Genomic DNA, 15622 nt, shown 5'->3' with positions numbered 1-15622 from the left:
ACGATGAATAATCGGGGCAAATGCAAAATATTATTGCCGTACAGGGATAATCCTAAATGTCCGAAAACCGCTGGGAAGGGATCGACGAGTTCGTCGCCGTCGCCGAGTGCAGCCAATTCACCGCGGCGGCGGAGCGTCTTGGGGTTTCGTCCTCCCATGTCAGTCGACAAATCGTACGCCTGGAAGAACGCCTTCAGACGCGACTGCTGTATCGCAGCACCCGTCGAGTCACCCTGACCGAGGCCGGGCAAACCTTCCTGCAACATTGCCAGCGTTTGCAGGACGGACGAGAAGAAGCGTTGCGTGCGGTCGGTGACCTGACCAGCGAACCCAAGGGCATGCTGCGCATGACCTGCGCCGTGGCGTATGGCGAACGCTTCATTGTGCCGCTGGTGACCCGATTCATGGGCCTCTATCCACAATTGCGTATCGACATTGAACTGAGCAACCGTCAGCTCGATCTGGTGCACGAAGGCCTGGATCTGGCGATCCGCCTCGGTCGCCTGCAAGACTCGCGGCTGGTGTCGACCCGTTTGGCACCGCGACGCATGTATTTGTGCGCGTCCCCGTCCTACCTGGAACGGTACGGTCGCCCACACAGCTTGTCGGAATTGAACCGGCACAATTGCCTCATCGGCAGTTCGGACCTGTGGCAACTGGAGCAGAACGGGCGGGAATTTTCGCAACGGGTGCAGGGAAACTGGCGCTGCAACAGTGGGCAAGCGGTGTTGGATGCGGCGCTGCAAGGGGTCGGGCTGTGTCAGTTGCCGGATTATTACGTGCTGGAGCATCTGCACAGCGGCGCGTTGATTTCATTGCTGGAGGCGCATCAACCGCCGAACACAGCGGTGTGGGCGCTTTATCCACAGCAACGGCACTTGTCGCCGAAGGTGCGCAAGTTGGTGGATTATTTGAAGGAAGGGTTGGCTGAGCGGCCGGAGTATCGGAATTGAGGGTTTGAAGATCTAAAGATCGCAGCCTTCGGCAGCTCCGCGGGACTTGTGTACACCCTGCAGGAGCGGCCGCAGGCTGCGATCTTTTAGCGGCGGTTAGCCCAACGCTGGCGCAACCATTCAAGATCTTCAGGCCGAGTGACCTTGATATTGTCGGAGCGCCCCTCGATCAAGCGCGGCGCGAGCCCCGACCATTCCATCGCCGACGCTTCATCGGTGATGACAACATCCGCGACCAGACTGTCCGCCAACGCCCGATGAAGCGCACCGAGGCGAAACATCTGCGGCGTGTAAGCCTGCCAGATCACGCTGCGATCCACGGTTTCCAGCACACGCCCGTTTTTGTCGACGCGCTTGAGGGTGTCCCGCGCAGGCACCGCCAACAACCCACCGACCGGATCGTCCGCCAGTTCACTCAACAACTTGTCGAGATCGTCCCGGGCCAGGTTCGGCCGTGCGGCATCGTGCACCAGCACCCAATCCTCATCGCCAGCCCCCAACGCATGCAAATGCAGCAACGCATTGAGCACCGACCCGGACCGCTCCGCGCCGCCCTCGACTCGCTGAATGCGAGCATCGGAAGCGCAGGCCAGGTTCGGCCAATAAGGATCATCGATAGCAAGACTGACCACCAACCCCTTCAGGGACGGATGATCAAGGAAACAGCCGAGGCTGTGTTCGAGAATAGTGCGCCCGCCCAGTTGCAAATATTGCTTGGGACGGTCCGCGGCCATACGGGCACCGACGCCCGCGGCAGGAATCACGGCCCAGAAGGCCGGTAACGTCTGGATCATTGAGCCAACTGGTAAAGGGTTTCACCGTCCTTGACCATGCCCAGCTCATGACGAGCCCGCTCTTCAACGGTCTCCATGCCCTTTTTCAACTCGCTGACTTCGGCGTCCATCACCCGATTGCGTTCCAGCAAGCCTTCATTCTCAGCATGTTGATCCGCGATCTGCTGAGTCAGCTCGGCCACTTGCGCCAGACTGCCATTTCCCACCCACAGGCGGTACTGCAGGCCAGCCAGCAGCAGGAGCAAGACGAGGAACAACCAATTGGGACTGCGCATCGAATATCAGGTATCCAGTGAAAAAAGACAGCCATGCCAAAACTATGAAGCTTCTGATAGCACGAAGCCTGGAAGACCCAGGCTTGTGCTCTTAAGGCATCAGATTAGTGGCAAAAACGTCGCTGTCGCGATTTTTCCGACACAATCCGGTGTCTTTTTTTACCACGTACAGCTTAGCCGCGGAACTCGCTGCGGCCGTTGTACTTGGCTTTGCCATTCAACTGCTCTTCGATACGCAGCAGTTGGTTGTACTTGGAAACGCGATCGGAACGGCACAGGGAGCCGGTCTTGATCTGGCCAGCCGACGTGCCCACGGCCAGATCGGCAATGGTCGAATCTTCGGTTTCGCCTGAGCGGTGCGAGATCACGGCAGTGTAACCTGCGGCCTTGGCCATCTGGATGGCTTCCAGGGTTTCGGTCAGGGTGCCGATCTGGTTGAACTTGATCAGGATCGAGTTGGCGATCTTTTTGTCGATGCCTTCTTTCAGGATCTTGGTGTTGGTCACGAACAGGTCGTCGCCCACCAGTTGGATTTTCTCGCCGATCTTGTCGGTGAGGACTTTCCAGCCAGCCCAGTCGGACTCGTCCAGGCCATCTTCGATGGAGATGATCGGGTAGCGCTCAGTCAGGCCTTTGAGGTAGTCAGCAAAACCTTCGGAGGTGAAGACATGGCCTTCGCCGGCCAGATTGTATTTACCGTCTTCGTAGAATTCGCTGGCCGCGCAGTCCAGAGCCAGGGTCACGTCGGTGCCCAGCTTGTAACCGGCGTTGGCCACGGCTTCGGAGATCACTTTCAACGCATCTTCGTTGGACGCCAGGTTCGGCGCGAAACCACCTTCGTCACCGACAGCAGTGCTCAGGCCACGGGCCTTCAGCACCGCTTTGAGGTGATGGAAAATCTCGGTGCCCATGCGCAGGCCTTCCGAGAAAGACTTGGCGCCAACCGGCTGAACCATGAATTCCTGGATGTCGACGTTGTTATCGGCGTGCTCGCCACCGTTGATGATGTTCATCATCGGAACCGGCATCGAGTAGACACCCGGGGTGCCGTTCAGGTTGGCAATGTGAGCGTACAGCGGCAGGTCCTGGTCCTGTGCTGCGGCCTTGGCGGCAGCCAGGGAAACGGCGAGGATCGCGTTGGCGCCCAGGGAACCTTTGTTTTCAGTACCGTCGAGCTTGATCATCGCGTGATCGAGGGCTTTCTGGTCGCTTGGGTCTTTACCCAACAGCAGGTCGCGAATCGGACCGTTGATGTTGCCTACGGCTTTGAGTACGCCCTTGCCCAGGTAACGGCTCTTGTCGCCATCACGCAGCTCGAGTGCTTCACGCGAGCCAGTGGAAGCACCGGACGGCGCGCAGGCGCTACCGATGATGCCGTTATCGAGAAGCACGTCCGCTTCGACGGTGGGATTGCCACGGGAGTCGAGAACTTCACGACCTTTGATGTCGACGATTTTTGCCATTGTTGTAAACACTCCAAAGTTGACGAAACGCTCGTACTGATCGATTTATAACTTGTGGGTCGCATTGTTACATAAGACTGGTTGGCTAGCGGCGCTCTCTCGGGCGCCTTCGCGAGCAAGCTCAGCTCCTACACGGAGAAAAGAGGTTTACGCGGTTTCTACCGTCGGAAAACTCTTCACCAGTTCGTCCAACGCTTTGAGCTGGGCCAGGAATGGCTCCAGTTTGTCCAGGCGCAAGGCGCAAGGGCCGTCGCATTTGGCGTTGTCCGGATCCGGGTGGGCTTCGAGGAACAGGCCCGCCAGGGACTGGCTGATGCCGGCCTTGGCCAGATCGGTGACCTGGGCGCGGCGACCGCCAGCGGAATCGGAACGACCGCCAGGCATTTGCAGCGAGTGGGTCACGTCGAAGAACACCGGGTATTCGAACTGCTTCATGATGCCGAAGCCGAGCATGTCGACGACCAGGTTGTTGTAGCCGAAGCTCGAACCGCGCTCGCAGAGGATCAACTGATCGTTACCCGCTTCCACGCACTTGCTCAGGATGTGTTTCATCTCGTGCGGTGCAAGGAACTGGGCTTTCTTGATGTTGATCACCGCGCCGGTCTTGGCCATCGCGACCACGAGGTCGGTCTGGCGCGACAGGAAGGCCGGCAACTGGATGATGTCGCAGACTTCAGCGACGACCGCGGCCTGTTCAGGCTCGTGGACGTCGGTGATGATCGGCACGCCGAAGGCTTGCTTGATGTCCTGGAAGATCCGCATGCCCTCTTCCAGGCCGGGGCCACGGTAAGAGGTCACGGAGGAACGGTTAGCCTTGTCGAAACTGGCCTTGAACACGTAAGGGATACCGAGTTTCCCGGTGACCTTTACGTATTCTTCGCAGACCTGCATCGCCATGTCGCGGCTTTCCAGCACGTTCATGCCACCGAAAAGCACCATTGGCTTGTCGTTGGCAATCTCGATATCGCCTACACGGATGATCTTCTGCGCCATCGGATTTATGCCTTCTTCTGGTGTTGAGTCAACGCTGCTTTGACGAAGCCAGTGAACAGCGGGTGGCCGTCACGCGGGGTCGAGGTGAACTCAGGGTGGAACTGGCAAGCGACGAACCAAGGATGATCCGGGGCTTCAACCACTTCAACCAGCGCGCCATCACCGGAGCGACCGGAGATTTTCAGCCCGGCTTCCATGATTTGCGGCAGCAGGTTGTTGTTCACTTCGTAGCGATGGCGGTGACGCTCGACAATCACGTCCTTGGCATAGCAATCGTGAACCAGCGAACCCGGCTCCAGCAGGCAATCCTGTGCGCCGAGGCGCATGGTGCCGCCCAGGTCGGACGATTCGGTACGGGTTTCGACCGCGCCGGTGGCATCTTCCCATTCGGTGATCAGGCCCACGACCGGGTGACCGCTGGTGCGATCGAACTCGGTGGAGTTGGCGTCTTTCCAGCCCAGCACGTTACGAGCGAACTCGATCACGGCCACTTGCATGCCCAGGCAGATGCCCAGATACGGAACCTTGTTTTCGCGAGCGAATTGAACGGCAGTGATCTTGCCTTCCACGCCACGCAGACCGAAGCCGCCCGGTACGAGGATCGCGTCGACACCTTCGAGCAGCGCAGTACCCTGGTTTTCGATGTCTTCGGAATCGATGTAGCGCAGGTTGACCTTGGTGCGGTTGCTGATGCCGGCGTGACTCATCGCTTCGATCAGCGACTTGTACGCATCCAGCAGTTCCATGTACTTGCCGACCATGGCGATGGTGACTTCGTGCTCAGGGTTGAGCTTGGCGTCGACCACGGCTTCCCACTCGGACAGATCGGCGCCGCCACATTGCAGGCCGAAACGCTCGACAACGAAATCATCCAGGCCCTGGGAATGCAGGATGCCCGGGATCTTGTAGATGGTGTCGGCGTCTTCCAGGGCGATCACCGCACGTTCTTCAACGTTGGTGAATTGCGCGATCTTGCGACGGGACGAGATGTCGATCGGGTGATCGGAGCGGCACACCAGCACGTCAGGTTGCAGGCCGATGGAACGCAGTTCCTTGACCGAGTGCTGGGTTGGCTTGGTTTTGGTTTCGCCGGCAGTGGCGATGTACGGCACCAGTGTCAGGTGCATCAGCATCGCGCGCTTGGCGCCGACTTCGAAACGCAATTGACGGATCGCTTCGAGGAACGGTTGCGACTCGATGTCCCCCACGGTGCCACCGATCTCGACCATGGCCACGTCGGCATCGCCGGCGCCCTTGATGATCCGGCGCTTGATTTCGTCGGTGATGTGCGGGATCACCTGGATGGTGGCGCCCAGGTAATCACCACGGCGCTCTTTGCGCAGCACGTGTTCGTAGACACGGCCAGTGGTGAAGTTGTTGTTCTGGGTCATGGTCGTGCGGATGAACCGCTCGTAGTGGCCCAGGTCCAGGTCGGTCTCGGCGCCGTCGTGGGTGACGAACACTTCACCGTGCTGGAACGGGCTCATGGTGCCCGGGTCAACGTTGATGTACGGGTCCAGCTTCAGCATGGTGACCTTAAGTCCCCGCGCCTCCAGGATGGCCGCCAATGAAGCCGAGGCAATGCCTTTCCCCAATGAAGAAACAACACCGCCCGTGACGAATATGTAGCGCGTCATGAAAAACCCTAGAAGTCTGCGTTAAAGCGGTCCGAGCCGCCGGGGAAAGCGAAGGAAGGCCGAAGCCCCCGATCACCTGCATTAATCACAGTGCATCTTTCAAAAAAACCGCCGCGTTGGGACAGACCGGGAGATGAAACACCGGTGCGTTGCTCGCTACACATTTTTTGGAATCGCCCAGCAAAGACTGCTTGGTAATCGGCAACTCCTGCAATTCAGGCGAATCCACAGAAGTTGTATCAAGAAGGGAGCGTAGTCTACCGGAAAGCCCCTTTCAGCTCAAACCTTGATCTTCGGTTTGCGGCTGCCACTGTAAATTCCAGCCTTCCGCTGTGCAGCCATTCAACCCCTGCAACCCCGCTACAGCCAGCAGTTGCTCGCCGCGATAGAGCAGCGGCAATCTGCCACGGGCGAATGCCGGGACAGCCCTTTCGTTAAGCAAACGCTTAAGGTCGCGGTGACCGCGGTCGGGCAAATGCATGATCTCGCCTCCTTCACGATAGCGGATCTGCAGCGGGCCAGCGGGGATTTGCCCGCTCAGCGTGAGCAAGCCATTGTCCGGCAACGCCAGCGGCAATGTGGGATCGGCCCAGCGTCCGGCCACCGGTGGCGTACGTAGCCAGGCACCGGACAGCCACCAGATACGCCCGCTCGCCCGGTGCAATTCACCGTCCGCCAGACGCCAGATCGGACGAGCATCACCGGTGGCATCGCGCAGATCCTGCCAACCCGACCAATGGTCACTGTCCGGCAGGCGTGTCCGCGTCTTTAACCAGCAACTCAAGGCATTGCGTTGACGTGCACCGGACAGTTTTTCCAATGAAGCCAGTGCCAGAGACGGCAATCCCAGCCAATCGAAATCACTGCGACTGCCTGCCTCGGCCAAATCGATCACCGCCAACTCATCCAGTAACCCTTGGGCTTCGCGCAGATGCGCCGCACTGCGGGCCATGGTCGCCTGCGCTTGCGGCCAACGCTGGGTCAGCACCGGGAACACTTGATGACGCAGATAATTGCGCGAGAACTGCTGATCCTCATTCGAAGGATCTTCGATCCAGCTCAATTGATGCTCGACGGCATAAGCCTCGAGTTCCGCCCGAGTGACCTCCAGCAACGGCCGAAGCAAATGCCCCTGACCCAAGCCACGTTCGACCGGCATTCCCGACAGCCCCCTTACCCCGGCCCCGCGCAACAGTCGAAACAACAGGGTTTCGGCCTGATCGTCGCGGTGCTGGGCGGTCAGCAGTACATCGTTGATGTGTGTCGCCGCGATGAAGGCGCCATAGCGCGCATCCCGGGCGGCACGCTCCAGGCTGGCGCCGGGTCGAACCTGCACGCGAACAACCTCTAGCGGCACACCGAGGGCATCACAGACTGATTGGCAATGTTCCGGCCACGCATCCGCGGCAGCCTGGAGGCCGTGATGGACATGGATCGCGCTGAGCGCCGGCAGGGATTGGATTTTGGCGAGGTGAGCTAGAAGGTGCAGCAGGACGGTGGAGTCCAGGCCGCCGGAGAAGGCGATGCGCCAGGTATTGGCATTGCGCCAAGGATCAAGTTGCTTGAGCAATTGCGCGTGAAGTGACATGGACGCACCAAAACCGTGTAGGAGCAAAGCTTGCCCGCGATGACTTGTGGCGAGGGGCTTGCCCCGTTCGACGGCAAAGCCGTCGCAAAAAGTCGATGCATTCCAACCGAACGCATCGACTTCATTTGGGACTACTTCGTCGTCCAACGGGGGCAAGCCCCTCGCCACAGCAAGCCCCGCTCCTACAGGGTGATGCAGGAGCGTTCGATCAGAGACCGTAGCTCATCAGACGTTCGTAACGACGCTTGAGCAGCGCTTCATTATCAAACTTCTTCAGCATCGCCAGTTGCGAGCTCAGCTCGGCACGGATCGAGGCAGCGGCGGCAGCCGGGTCGCGGTGGGCGCCGCCCAAAGGCTCGCCGATCACCTTGTCCACGATGCCCAGGCCTTTCAGGCGCTCGGCGGTGATGCCCATGGCTTCAGCGGCATCCGGGGCTTTCTCGGCGGTTTTCCACAGGATCGAGGCGCAACCTTCCGGCGAAATTACCGCGTAGGTCGAGTACTGCAGCATGTTCAGCTGGTCACAAACACCAATCGCCAACGCACCGCCGGAACCACCTTCACCGATGACGGTGGCGATGATCGGGGTTTTCAGGCGCGCCATGACACGCAGGTTCCAGGCAATCGCTTCGCTCTGGTTGCGCTCTTCAGCGTCGATGCCAGGGTAAGCACCCGGGGTGTCGATGAAGGTCAGGATTGGCATCTTGAAGCGCTCGGCCATTTCCATCAGGCGGCACGCCTTGCGGTAGCCCTCCGGACGCGGCATGCCGAAGTTGCGGCGAACCTTCTCGCGCACTTCACGGCCTTTCTGGTGACCGATGATCATCACCGGCTGGTCGTCCAGACGAGCAATGCCGCCAACGATGGCTGCGTCGTCGGAGAAGTGACGGTCGCCGTGCAGTTCGTCGAACTCGGTGAAGATATGTTCGATGTAGTCCAGGGTGTATGGACGTTTCGGGTGACGCGCCAGACGCGCGATCTGCCAGCTGGTCAGCTTGCCGAAGATGTCTTCGGTCAGCGTGCTGCTTTTGTCCTGCAGGCGGGAGATCTCATCGCCGATATTCAGCGAATTGTCATTACCGACCAAGCGCAACTCTTCGATCTTGGCTTGCAGGTCGGCGATCGGCTGTTCGAAATCTAGAAAATTCGGGTTCATAGGCGTCCGTCTTGGGTCGACTTCCAAGGGAGCTTGGGCCGGCCGGTTGTCTATTCGCGCCCTACCTTAAGGGAGAGGCGCGTTCAGGTCGAGATTAAAAATTCAGGTCGAGATCAGGCCCTATCAATAGAGCCTGACCGTCAACGGTATTGGAGGAAGACGTTGTCTCGCCCGAACTGGTCACGCAGGGCTTGAATCAAGGCATCCGCCGGGTCGATCCGCCAGGTCTCGCCGAACTGCAGCAAGGCCTTCGCATCAGGACTGGTGTACTCCATGGTGATCGGGCACGCACCGCGGTGACGCTTGAACAGCTCACCCAGCCAGCGTAGCTGATCGCCTTTCAAATCCTGGGTGTGCAGCTTCAGGCGCAGGCTTTCGGCCAGGTTGGTGCGCGCATCTTCCATGCTCATCACCCGCTTGACTCGCAGGCGCAAGCCACCGGAGAAGTCGTCGTTACTGACTTCGCCTTCGACCACCACCATCGCGTCGGTCTGCAACAGCGACTGCGCGGAGTGGAACGCCTCGGCAAACAGCGACGCTTCGATCCGGCCCGAGCGGTCGTCAAGGGTGATGAACCCCATCTTGTCGCCCTTTTTGTTCTTCATCACCCGCAGGGCGATGATCATGCCGGCGACGGTTTGGGTATCGCGCGCCGGTTTCAGGTCGATGATGCGCTGGCGGGCGAAACGGCGGATCTCGCCTTCGTATTCGTCGATCGGGTGACCGGTCAGGTACAGGCCCAGGGTGTCTTTCTCCCCTTTCAGGCGTTCCTTGAGGGTCAGTTCCTTGGCCTTGCGGTTATTGGCGTAGACGTCGGCGTCTTCTTCGACGAACAGGCCGCCAAACAGGTCAACGTGACCGCTGTCTTTGGTACGCAGGGTTTGTTCGGCAGCCTTGATCGCCCCTTCCATGGCATTGAGCAACACCGCCCGGTTACGGTCGATATTGGCCTGGTAGGCTTTCTGCTCATCATGAAAGTAAGGACCGAGACGATCCAGCGCACCGCTGCGGATCAGACCGTCGAGGGTCCGCTTGTTGATGCGCTTGAGGTCAACCCGGGCGCAGAAGTCGAACAGATCCTTGAATGGACCGGCCTGACGCGCCTCGGTGATCGCTTCCACCGGACCTTCGCCCACACCCTTGATCGCGCCGAGGCCGTAGATGATCCGGCCTTCCTCGTTCACCGTGAACTTGAACTCCGACGTATTCACATCCGGCGCGTCGAGACGCAGCTTCATGGTGCGAATTTCTTCGATCAAGGTCACGACCTTGTCGGTGTTGTGCATATCCGCCGACAGTACCGCGGCCATGAACGGCGCCGGGTAATGGGTTTTCAGCCACGCCGTCTGGTACGACACCAGACCGTAGGCGGCCGAGTGAGACTTGTTGAAGCCGTAACCGGCGAATTTCTCTACCAGGTCGAAAATGTTACCGGCCAGGTCGGCGTCGATATTGTTGGTGGCGCAACCCTCAATGAAACCGCCGCGTTGCTTGGCCATTTCTTCGGGTTTTTTCTTACCCATGGCCCGACGCAGCATGTCCGCACCACCGAGGGTGTAACCGGCCATGACCTGGGCGATCTGCATCACCTGTTCCTGGTACAGGATGATGCCGTACGTCGGCGCCAATACCGGCTTGAGGCCTTCGTACTGGTAGTCCGAGTGCGGGTACGCCAATTCGGCGCGACCGTGCTTACGGTTGATAAAGTCGTCAACCATGCCTGACTGCAACGGCCCCGGACGGAACAGGGCCACCAGTGCGATCAAGTCTTCCAGGCAGTCGGGCTTGAGCTTTTTGATCAGCTCTTTCATGCCGCGGGATTCAAGCTGGAACACCGCGGTGGTTTCAGCTTTTTGCAGCAACTGGTACGTCGGCTTGTCATCCAGCGGGATGAAAGCGATGTCCAGCGGCGGCTGATCGACCTTGGCGCGGTCGCGGTTGATGGTTTTCAGCGCCCAGTCGATAACCGTCAGGGTCCGCAGACCGAGGAAGTCGAACTTCACCAGACCGGCAGCCTCGACGTCGTCCTTGTCGAACTGGGTGACCAGACCGTCACCGGCCTCATCGCAATAGATCGGCGAGAAGTCAGTCAACTTGGTCGGGGCGATAACCACACCACCGGCGTGCTTGCCGACGTTACGCACTACGCCTTCGAGCTTGCGCGCCATTTCCCAGATTTCCGCGGCTTCTTCATCGACCTTGATGAAGTCGCGCAGGATTTCTTCCTGTTCGTAGGCTTTTTCCAGGGTCATGCCGACTTCGAACGGAATCATCTTCGACAGACGATCCGCCAGCCCGTAGGACTTGCCCTGCACCCGCGCCACGTCGCGGACCACAGCCTTGGCGGCCATGGAACCAAAGGTGATGATCTGGCTGACCGCGTTGCGGCCGTACTTCTCGGCCACGTATTCGATTACCCGGTCGCGGCCATCCATGCAGAAGTCGACGTCGAAGTCGGGCATCGATACCCGTTCCGGGTTAAGAAAACGTTCGAACAGCAGGTCATATTCCAGCGGGTCGAGGTCGGTGATCTTCTGCACATAGGCCACCAGCGACCCGGCACCCGACCCCCGGCCCGGACCTACCGGCACACCGTTGCTCTTGGCCCACTGGATAAAGTCCATCACGATCAGGAAGTAACCGGGGAACCCCATCTGGATGATGATATCCAGCTCAAAATTCAACCGGTCGACGTAGACCTGGCGCTTGGCTTCGTAGTCTTCGGTGGTGTCCTTGGGCAGCAGGACGGTCAGGCGCTCCTCCAGGCCGTCGAAGGACACCTTGCGGAAATACTCGTCGATGGTCATGCCATCGGGAATCGGGAAGTTGGGCAGGAAGTGCTTGCCCAGCTTCACTTCGATGTTGCAGCGCTTGGCGATCTCGACGGTGTTTTCCAGCGCTTCGGGAATGTCGCTGAACAGCTCGGCCATTTCCTCGGCGCTTTTGAGGTATTGCTGGTCGCTGTAGTTTTTCGAACGCCGCGGATCGTCGAGGGCGCGGCCCTCACCGATGCAAACGCGGGTTTCGTGAGCTTCGAAGTCTTCCTGCTTGATGAAGCGCACGTCGTTGGTCGCCACCAGCGGCGCGCCGATCTTCTCGGCCAGGGCCACGGCACCGTGCAGTTGTTCTTCGTCGTTGGGACGGTTGGTGCGCTGGATCTCCAGATAGAAACGATCCGGGAACACCGTCATCCATTCACGCGCCAGGGTTTCGGCTTCGGCGGGGTTGCCGCCGAGCAGGGCCAGGCCGATTTCGCCCTCTTTCGCCGCCGACAGCATGATCAAGCCTTCGCTGGCTTCGGCCACCCATTCGCGCTCGATGATGATCGAGCCGTTGCGCTGGCCGTCGATGAAGCCACGGGAGATCAGTTCGGTGAGGTTGCGATAGCCGACGGCGTTCATCGCCAGCAGGCTGATCCGGCTCAGGGCGTTATCCGGATCCTTGTTCGACAGCCACAGGTCGGCGCCGCAGATTGGCTTGATGCCCGCGCCCATCGAGGCTTTATAGAATTTGACCAGGGAACACATGTTGTTCTGGTCAGTGACCGCCACGGCAGGCATGTTCATGCCGACCAGGGTCTTGACCAGCGGTTTGATCCGCACCAGACCGTCGACCAGGGAATATTCAGTGTGCAGGCGTAGGTGAACGAATGAAGCCGGCATAGTGATCCTGTCTGTAAACGTGAAGACAACAAGGCCCGGATTGTACCGGGCCTTGGGAAAAACATCAGCCTTGCGACTAACTCTCGATCAGGTTTTCCCGCGCCTCGTAAGCCAGGCGGACCGGGGCGAACGAACGGCGATGGATGGGGGTCGGCCCCAATCGGGCCAGGGCTTCCAGATGAACGGGCGTCGGGTAGCCTTTGTGGCCGCCAATGCCGTAACCCGGGTAAATCAATTCGAAAGCAGCCATTTCACGGTCGCGACTGACCTTGGCCAGAATCGACGCGGCGGCGATGGCCGGCACCTTGCCGTCGCCCTGCACCACCGCTTCGGCGCGCATGGACAATTTCGGGCAACGGTTGCCGTCGATCATCGCCAGTTTCGGCTGGATGTGCAGGCCTTCGATGGCGCGCTGCATGGCCAGCATGGTGGCGTGCAGAATGTTCAGCTCGTCGATTTCTTCGACTTCGGCCCGGGCGATGTGCCAGCTCAGGGCCTTCTCGCAGATTTCGTCGTAGAGCTTTTCGCGGCGGGCTTCGGTGAGCTTCTTCGAATCGTTCAGGCCGAGGATCGGCCGATTCGGGTCGAGAATCACCGCAGCCGTGACCACGGCGCCGCAGAGCGGACCGCGACCGACTTCGTCGACACCGGCAACCAAATCTTCCACTTCAGCGACCAAGGTGAAATCCAGCCCCATTTGCATGCTTGTCTTACTCATTGTACGTGGCCGATCAGATTCAGCACGGCGTCCGCCGCCTGGTTGGAGGCGTCCAGACGCAAGGTGCGGTGGATTTCATCAAAGCCGCGGGTCTGTTCTTCGCCGCCGTCGATCAGCGGGGACAGGGTCTGGGCCAGGGCTTCGACCGTCGCATCGTCCTGCAGCAACTCGGGCACCAGCAGGCGATGGGCCAGCAAGTTCGGCAACGAAACGTAGGGACTTTTCACCATGCGCTTGAGAATCCAGAACGTCAGCGGTGCCAGGCGATAGGCAACCACCATCGGCCGTTTGTACAACAATGCTTCGAGCGTCGCCGTACCAGAGGCGATCAACACTGCGTCGCAGGCGGCCAGGGCCAGATGGGATTTACCATCGAGCAAGGTCAGCGGCAGATCGCGACCGGCCAACAGCTCTTCGAGCTGGGCCCGGCGCTGCGGACTGGCGCATGGCATGACAAAGCGCACGCCGGGGCGCAGGGCGCGCAGGCGCTGGGCGGTGTCGAGGAACAACGCGCCGAGACGGCCGACTTCACCGCCACGGCTACCGGGCATCAACGCCACCAACGGACCGTCGGGCAAGCCCAGCTCAGCCCGCGCTGCTGCGCGATCGGCTTGCAGCGGAATCGCATCGGCCAGGGAGTGCCCGACAAACCGCACCGGCACGCCTTTCTCTTCATAGAACTTCGCTTCGAACGGGAACAGCGTCAGCATCAGGTCGCAGCCTTCGCGAATCTTCAACACCCGCTTTTGCCGCCAGGCCCAGACCGACGGGCTGACGTAATGCACGGTCTTGATCCCGGCCTGACGCAGCTTGAGTTCGATATTGAGGGTGAAATCCGGGGCATCGATGCCGATGAATACGTCCGGCTTTTCGGCGATCAGATCCGCAATCAGCTTCTTGCGTCGGGCCAGCAGTTCGCGCAAGCGGCCCAGCACTTCCACCAGGCCCATGACCGAAAGACGTTCCATCGGGAAGTACGACGTCAGGCCTTCGGCCTGCATCAGCGGACCACCGACACCGATGAATTCCACCGCCGGATGCCGGGCCTTGAGCGCGCGCATCAGACCGGCGCCCAGAATGTCACCGGAAGCCTCACCCGCTACCAGCGCAATACGCAGATTAGCCATGATTAGCGAGTGATGCCGCGGGTCGAGGACTGGATGGAATCACGGAACACCGCGACTTCCGGAAACTGTGCCGAAGGTTCGGCCAGTTCGGCGAGCGCCTGCTCGACTGTCAGGCCCTGGCGGTAAACCACCTTGTAGGCACGACGCAGCGCGTGGATCGCGTCTTCGCTGAAACCACGACGGCGCATGCCTTCGAAGTTCATGCTGCGGGCTTCGGCCGGATTGCCGAATACCGTGACGTACGCGGGCACGTCCTTGCCAATAGCGGTGCCCATGCCGGAGAAACTATGGGCGCCGATGTGGCAATACTGGTGAACCAGGGTGAAGCCGGACAGGATCGCCCAATCTTCAACGTGCACATGGCCGGCCAACGCGGTGTTGTTGACCAGAATGCAGTGGTTGCCGATCACGCTATCGTGACCGATATGGGCATACGCCATGATCAGGTTGTGATCACCCAGCGTGGTTTCCGAACGGTCCTGCACGGTGCCACGGTGAATCGTTACGCCTTCGCGGATAACGTTGTGGTCACCGATGACCAGGCGAGTTTCTTCGCCTTTGTATTTCAGATCGGGCGTGTCCTCACCTACCGAGGAAAACTGGTAGATGCGGTTGTGCTTACCGATACGGGTCGGGCCCTTGAGAATCACATGCGGCCCGATCACTGTCCCCTCGCCGATTTCCACACCAGCGCCGATGATCGACCATGGGCCGACCTCGACGTCGTCAGCCAGGATGGCTGTCGGATCGATGATTGCGCGAGGGTCAACCAAACTCATAGTTTGCGTTCCGCGCAGATGATTTCAGCGGAGCAGACTGGCTTGCCGTCGACCGAAGCCTGGCATTCGAACTTCCAGATCTGGCGCTTGCAGCTGATGAAGCGGGCTTCGAGGATCAACTGATCGCCTGGGGTGACAGGCTGGCGAAAACGCAGCTTGTCAGAGCCGACGAAGTAGTAAAGCGTGCCGTCAGCAGGCTTCACGTCGAGCATTTTGAAACCAAGGATACCGGCAGCCTGAGCCATTGCTTCGATGATCAGTACGCCCGGCATGATTGGATGCGCAGGGAAGTGACCATTGAAGAACGGTTCGTTGATGCTGACATTCTTGTAGGCGCGAATGCGCTTGCCTTCCACATCCAGTTCCACGACCCGGTCCACCAGCAGGAACGGGTAACGGTGAGGCAGGTATTCGCGAATCTCGTTGATGTCCATCATTTCGGGGGGAAGCCTATGTAAAGATTGGGAGAGCGCGACT

General features: G+C 59.7%; 13 protein-coding genes. 1 reads left to right on the top strand and 12 read right to left on the bottom strand.

Annotated features, from left to right (window positions below; genetic code table 11):
* Positions 1-56: 56 nt before the first annotated feature.
* Positions 57-953 (top strand): LysR family transcriptional regulator, encoded by an 897-nt coding sequence (locus ACY4LX_RS07245; RefSeq protein ID WP_463259532.1) that lies wholly within the window; start codon positions 57-59, stop codon positions 951-953.
* A gap of 86 nt (positions 954-1039) precedes the next feature.
* Here ACY4LX_RS07245 and ispD read toward each other — a convergent pair whose 3' ends face one another.
* From ispD to fabZ, 12 genes are all read right to left on the bottom strand, one after another.
* Positions 1040-1747 (bottom strand): 2-C-methyl-D-erythritol 4-phosphate cytidylyltransferase, encoded by a 708-nt coding sequence (ispD, locus tag ACY4LX_RS07240; protein WP_149657368.1) that lies wholly within the window; start codon positions 1745-1747, stop codon positions 1040-1042.
* A complete protein-coding gene (gene ftsB, locus ACY4LX_RS07235) occupies positions 1744-2022 on the bottom strand; it encodes a cell division protein FtsB (RefSeq protein WP_008028992.1) in 279 nt (92 codons plus the stop codon). Before ftsB ends, ispD begins: the two co-directional genes overlap by 4 nt.
* A gap of 173 nt (positions 2023-2195) precedes the next feature.
* Complete coding sequence (eno, locus tag ACY4LX_RS07230; RefSeq protein ID WP_123405778.1) at positions 2196-3485, bottom strand: phosphopyruvate hydratase; 1290 nt, start codon at positions 3483-3485, stop codon at positions 2196-2198.
* Between the two features lie 147 nt (positions 3486-3632).
* On the bottom strand, positions 3633-4478 hold the full coding sequence (gene kdsA, locus ACY4LX_RS07225; protein ID WP_149657369.1) for a 3-deoxy-8-phosphooctulonate synthase: 846 nt from the start codon (positions 4476-4478) through the stop codon (positions 3633-3635).
* A gap of 5 nt (positions 4479-4483) precedes the next feature.
* The gene (locus tag ACY4LX_RS07220) at positions 4484-6115 is read right to left on the bottom strand and encodes a CTP synthase (protein WP_149657370.1); all 1632 of its coding nucleotides are present in this window, start codon (positions 6113-6115) and stop codon (positions 4484-4486) included.
* 274 nt (positions 6116-6389) lie between these two features.
* Complete coding sequence (tilS, locus tag ACY4LX_RS07215) at positions 6390-7703, bottom strand: tRNA lysidine(34) synthetase TilS (RefSeq protein ID WP_463259531.1); 1314 nt, start codon at positions 7701-7703, stop codon at positions 6390-6392.
* Between the two features lie 208 nt (positions 7704-7911).
* Positions 7912-8859, bottom strand: coding sequence for an acetyl-CoA carboxylase carboxyltransferase subunit alpha (locus ACY4LX_RS07210; protein ID WP_149657372.1), 948 nt, complete (start codon positions 8857-8859; stop codon positions 7912-7914).
* Between the two features lie 140 nt (positions 8860-8999).
* Positions 9000-12521, bottom strand: a complete 3522-nt coding sequence (dnaE, locus tag ACY4LX_RS07205; protein WP_149657373.1) for a DNA polymerase III subunit alpha — start codon at positions 12519-12521, stop codon at positions 9000-9002.
* Between the two features lie 76 nt (positions 12522-12597).
* The gene (rnhB, locus tag ACY4LX_RS07200; protein WP_054047172.1) at positions 12598-13224 is read right to left on the bottom strand and encodes a ribonuclease HII; all 627 of its coding nucleotides are present in this window, start codon (positions 13222-13224) and stop codon (positions 12598-12600) included.
* A gap of 11 nt (positions 13225-13235) precedes the next feature.
* Positions 13236-14366 (bottom strand): lipid-A-disaccharide synthase, encoded by a 1131-nt coding sequence (gene lpxB, locus ACY4LX_RS07195; RefSeq protein ID WP_463259530.1) that lies wholly within the window; start codon positions 14364-14366, stop codon positions 13236-13238.
* A 2-nt stretch (positions 14367-14368) separates the two neighbouring features.
* Complete coding sequence (gene lpxA / locus ACY4LX_RS07190) at positions 14369-15145, bottom strand: acyl-ACP--UDP-N-acetylglucosamine O-acyltransferase (RefSeq protein WP_149657375.1); 777 nt, start codon at positions 15143-15145, stop codon at positions 14369-14371.
* Positions 15142-15582 (bottom strand): 3-hydroxyacyl-ACP dehydratase FabZ, encoded by a 441-nt coding sequence (gene fabZ / locus ACY4LX_RS07185; protein WP_017336708.1) that lies wholly within the window; start codon positions 15580-15582, stop codon positions 15142-15144. The genes lpxA and fabZ overlap by 4 nt, the downstream gene beginning before the upstream one ends.
* Positions 15583-15622: the final 40 nt, after the last annotated feature.

The organism is Pseudomonas sp. Emmai (assembly GCF_055179735.1).
The sequence above is the reverse complement of the archived record's forward strand: the minus strand, read 5'-3'. Positions and strand labels throughout refer to the sequence as shown.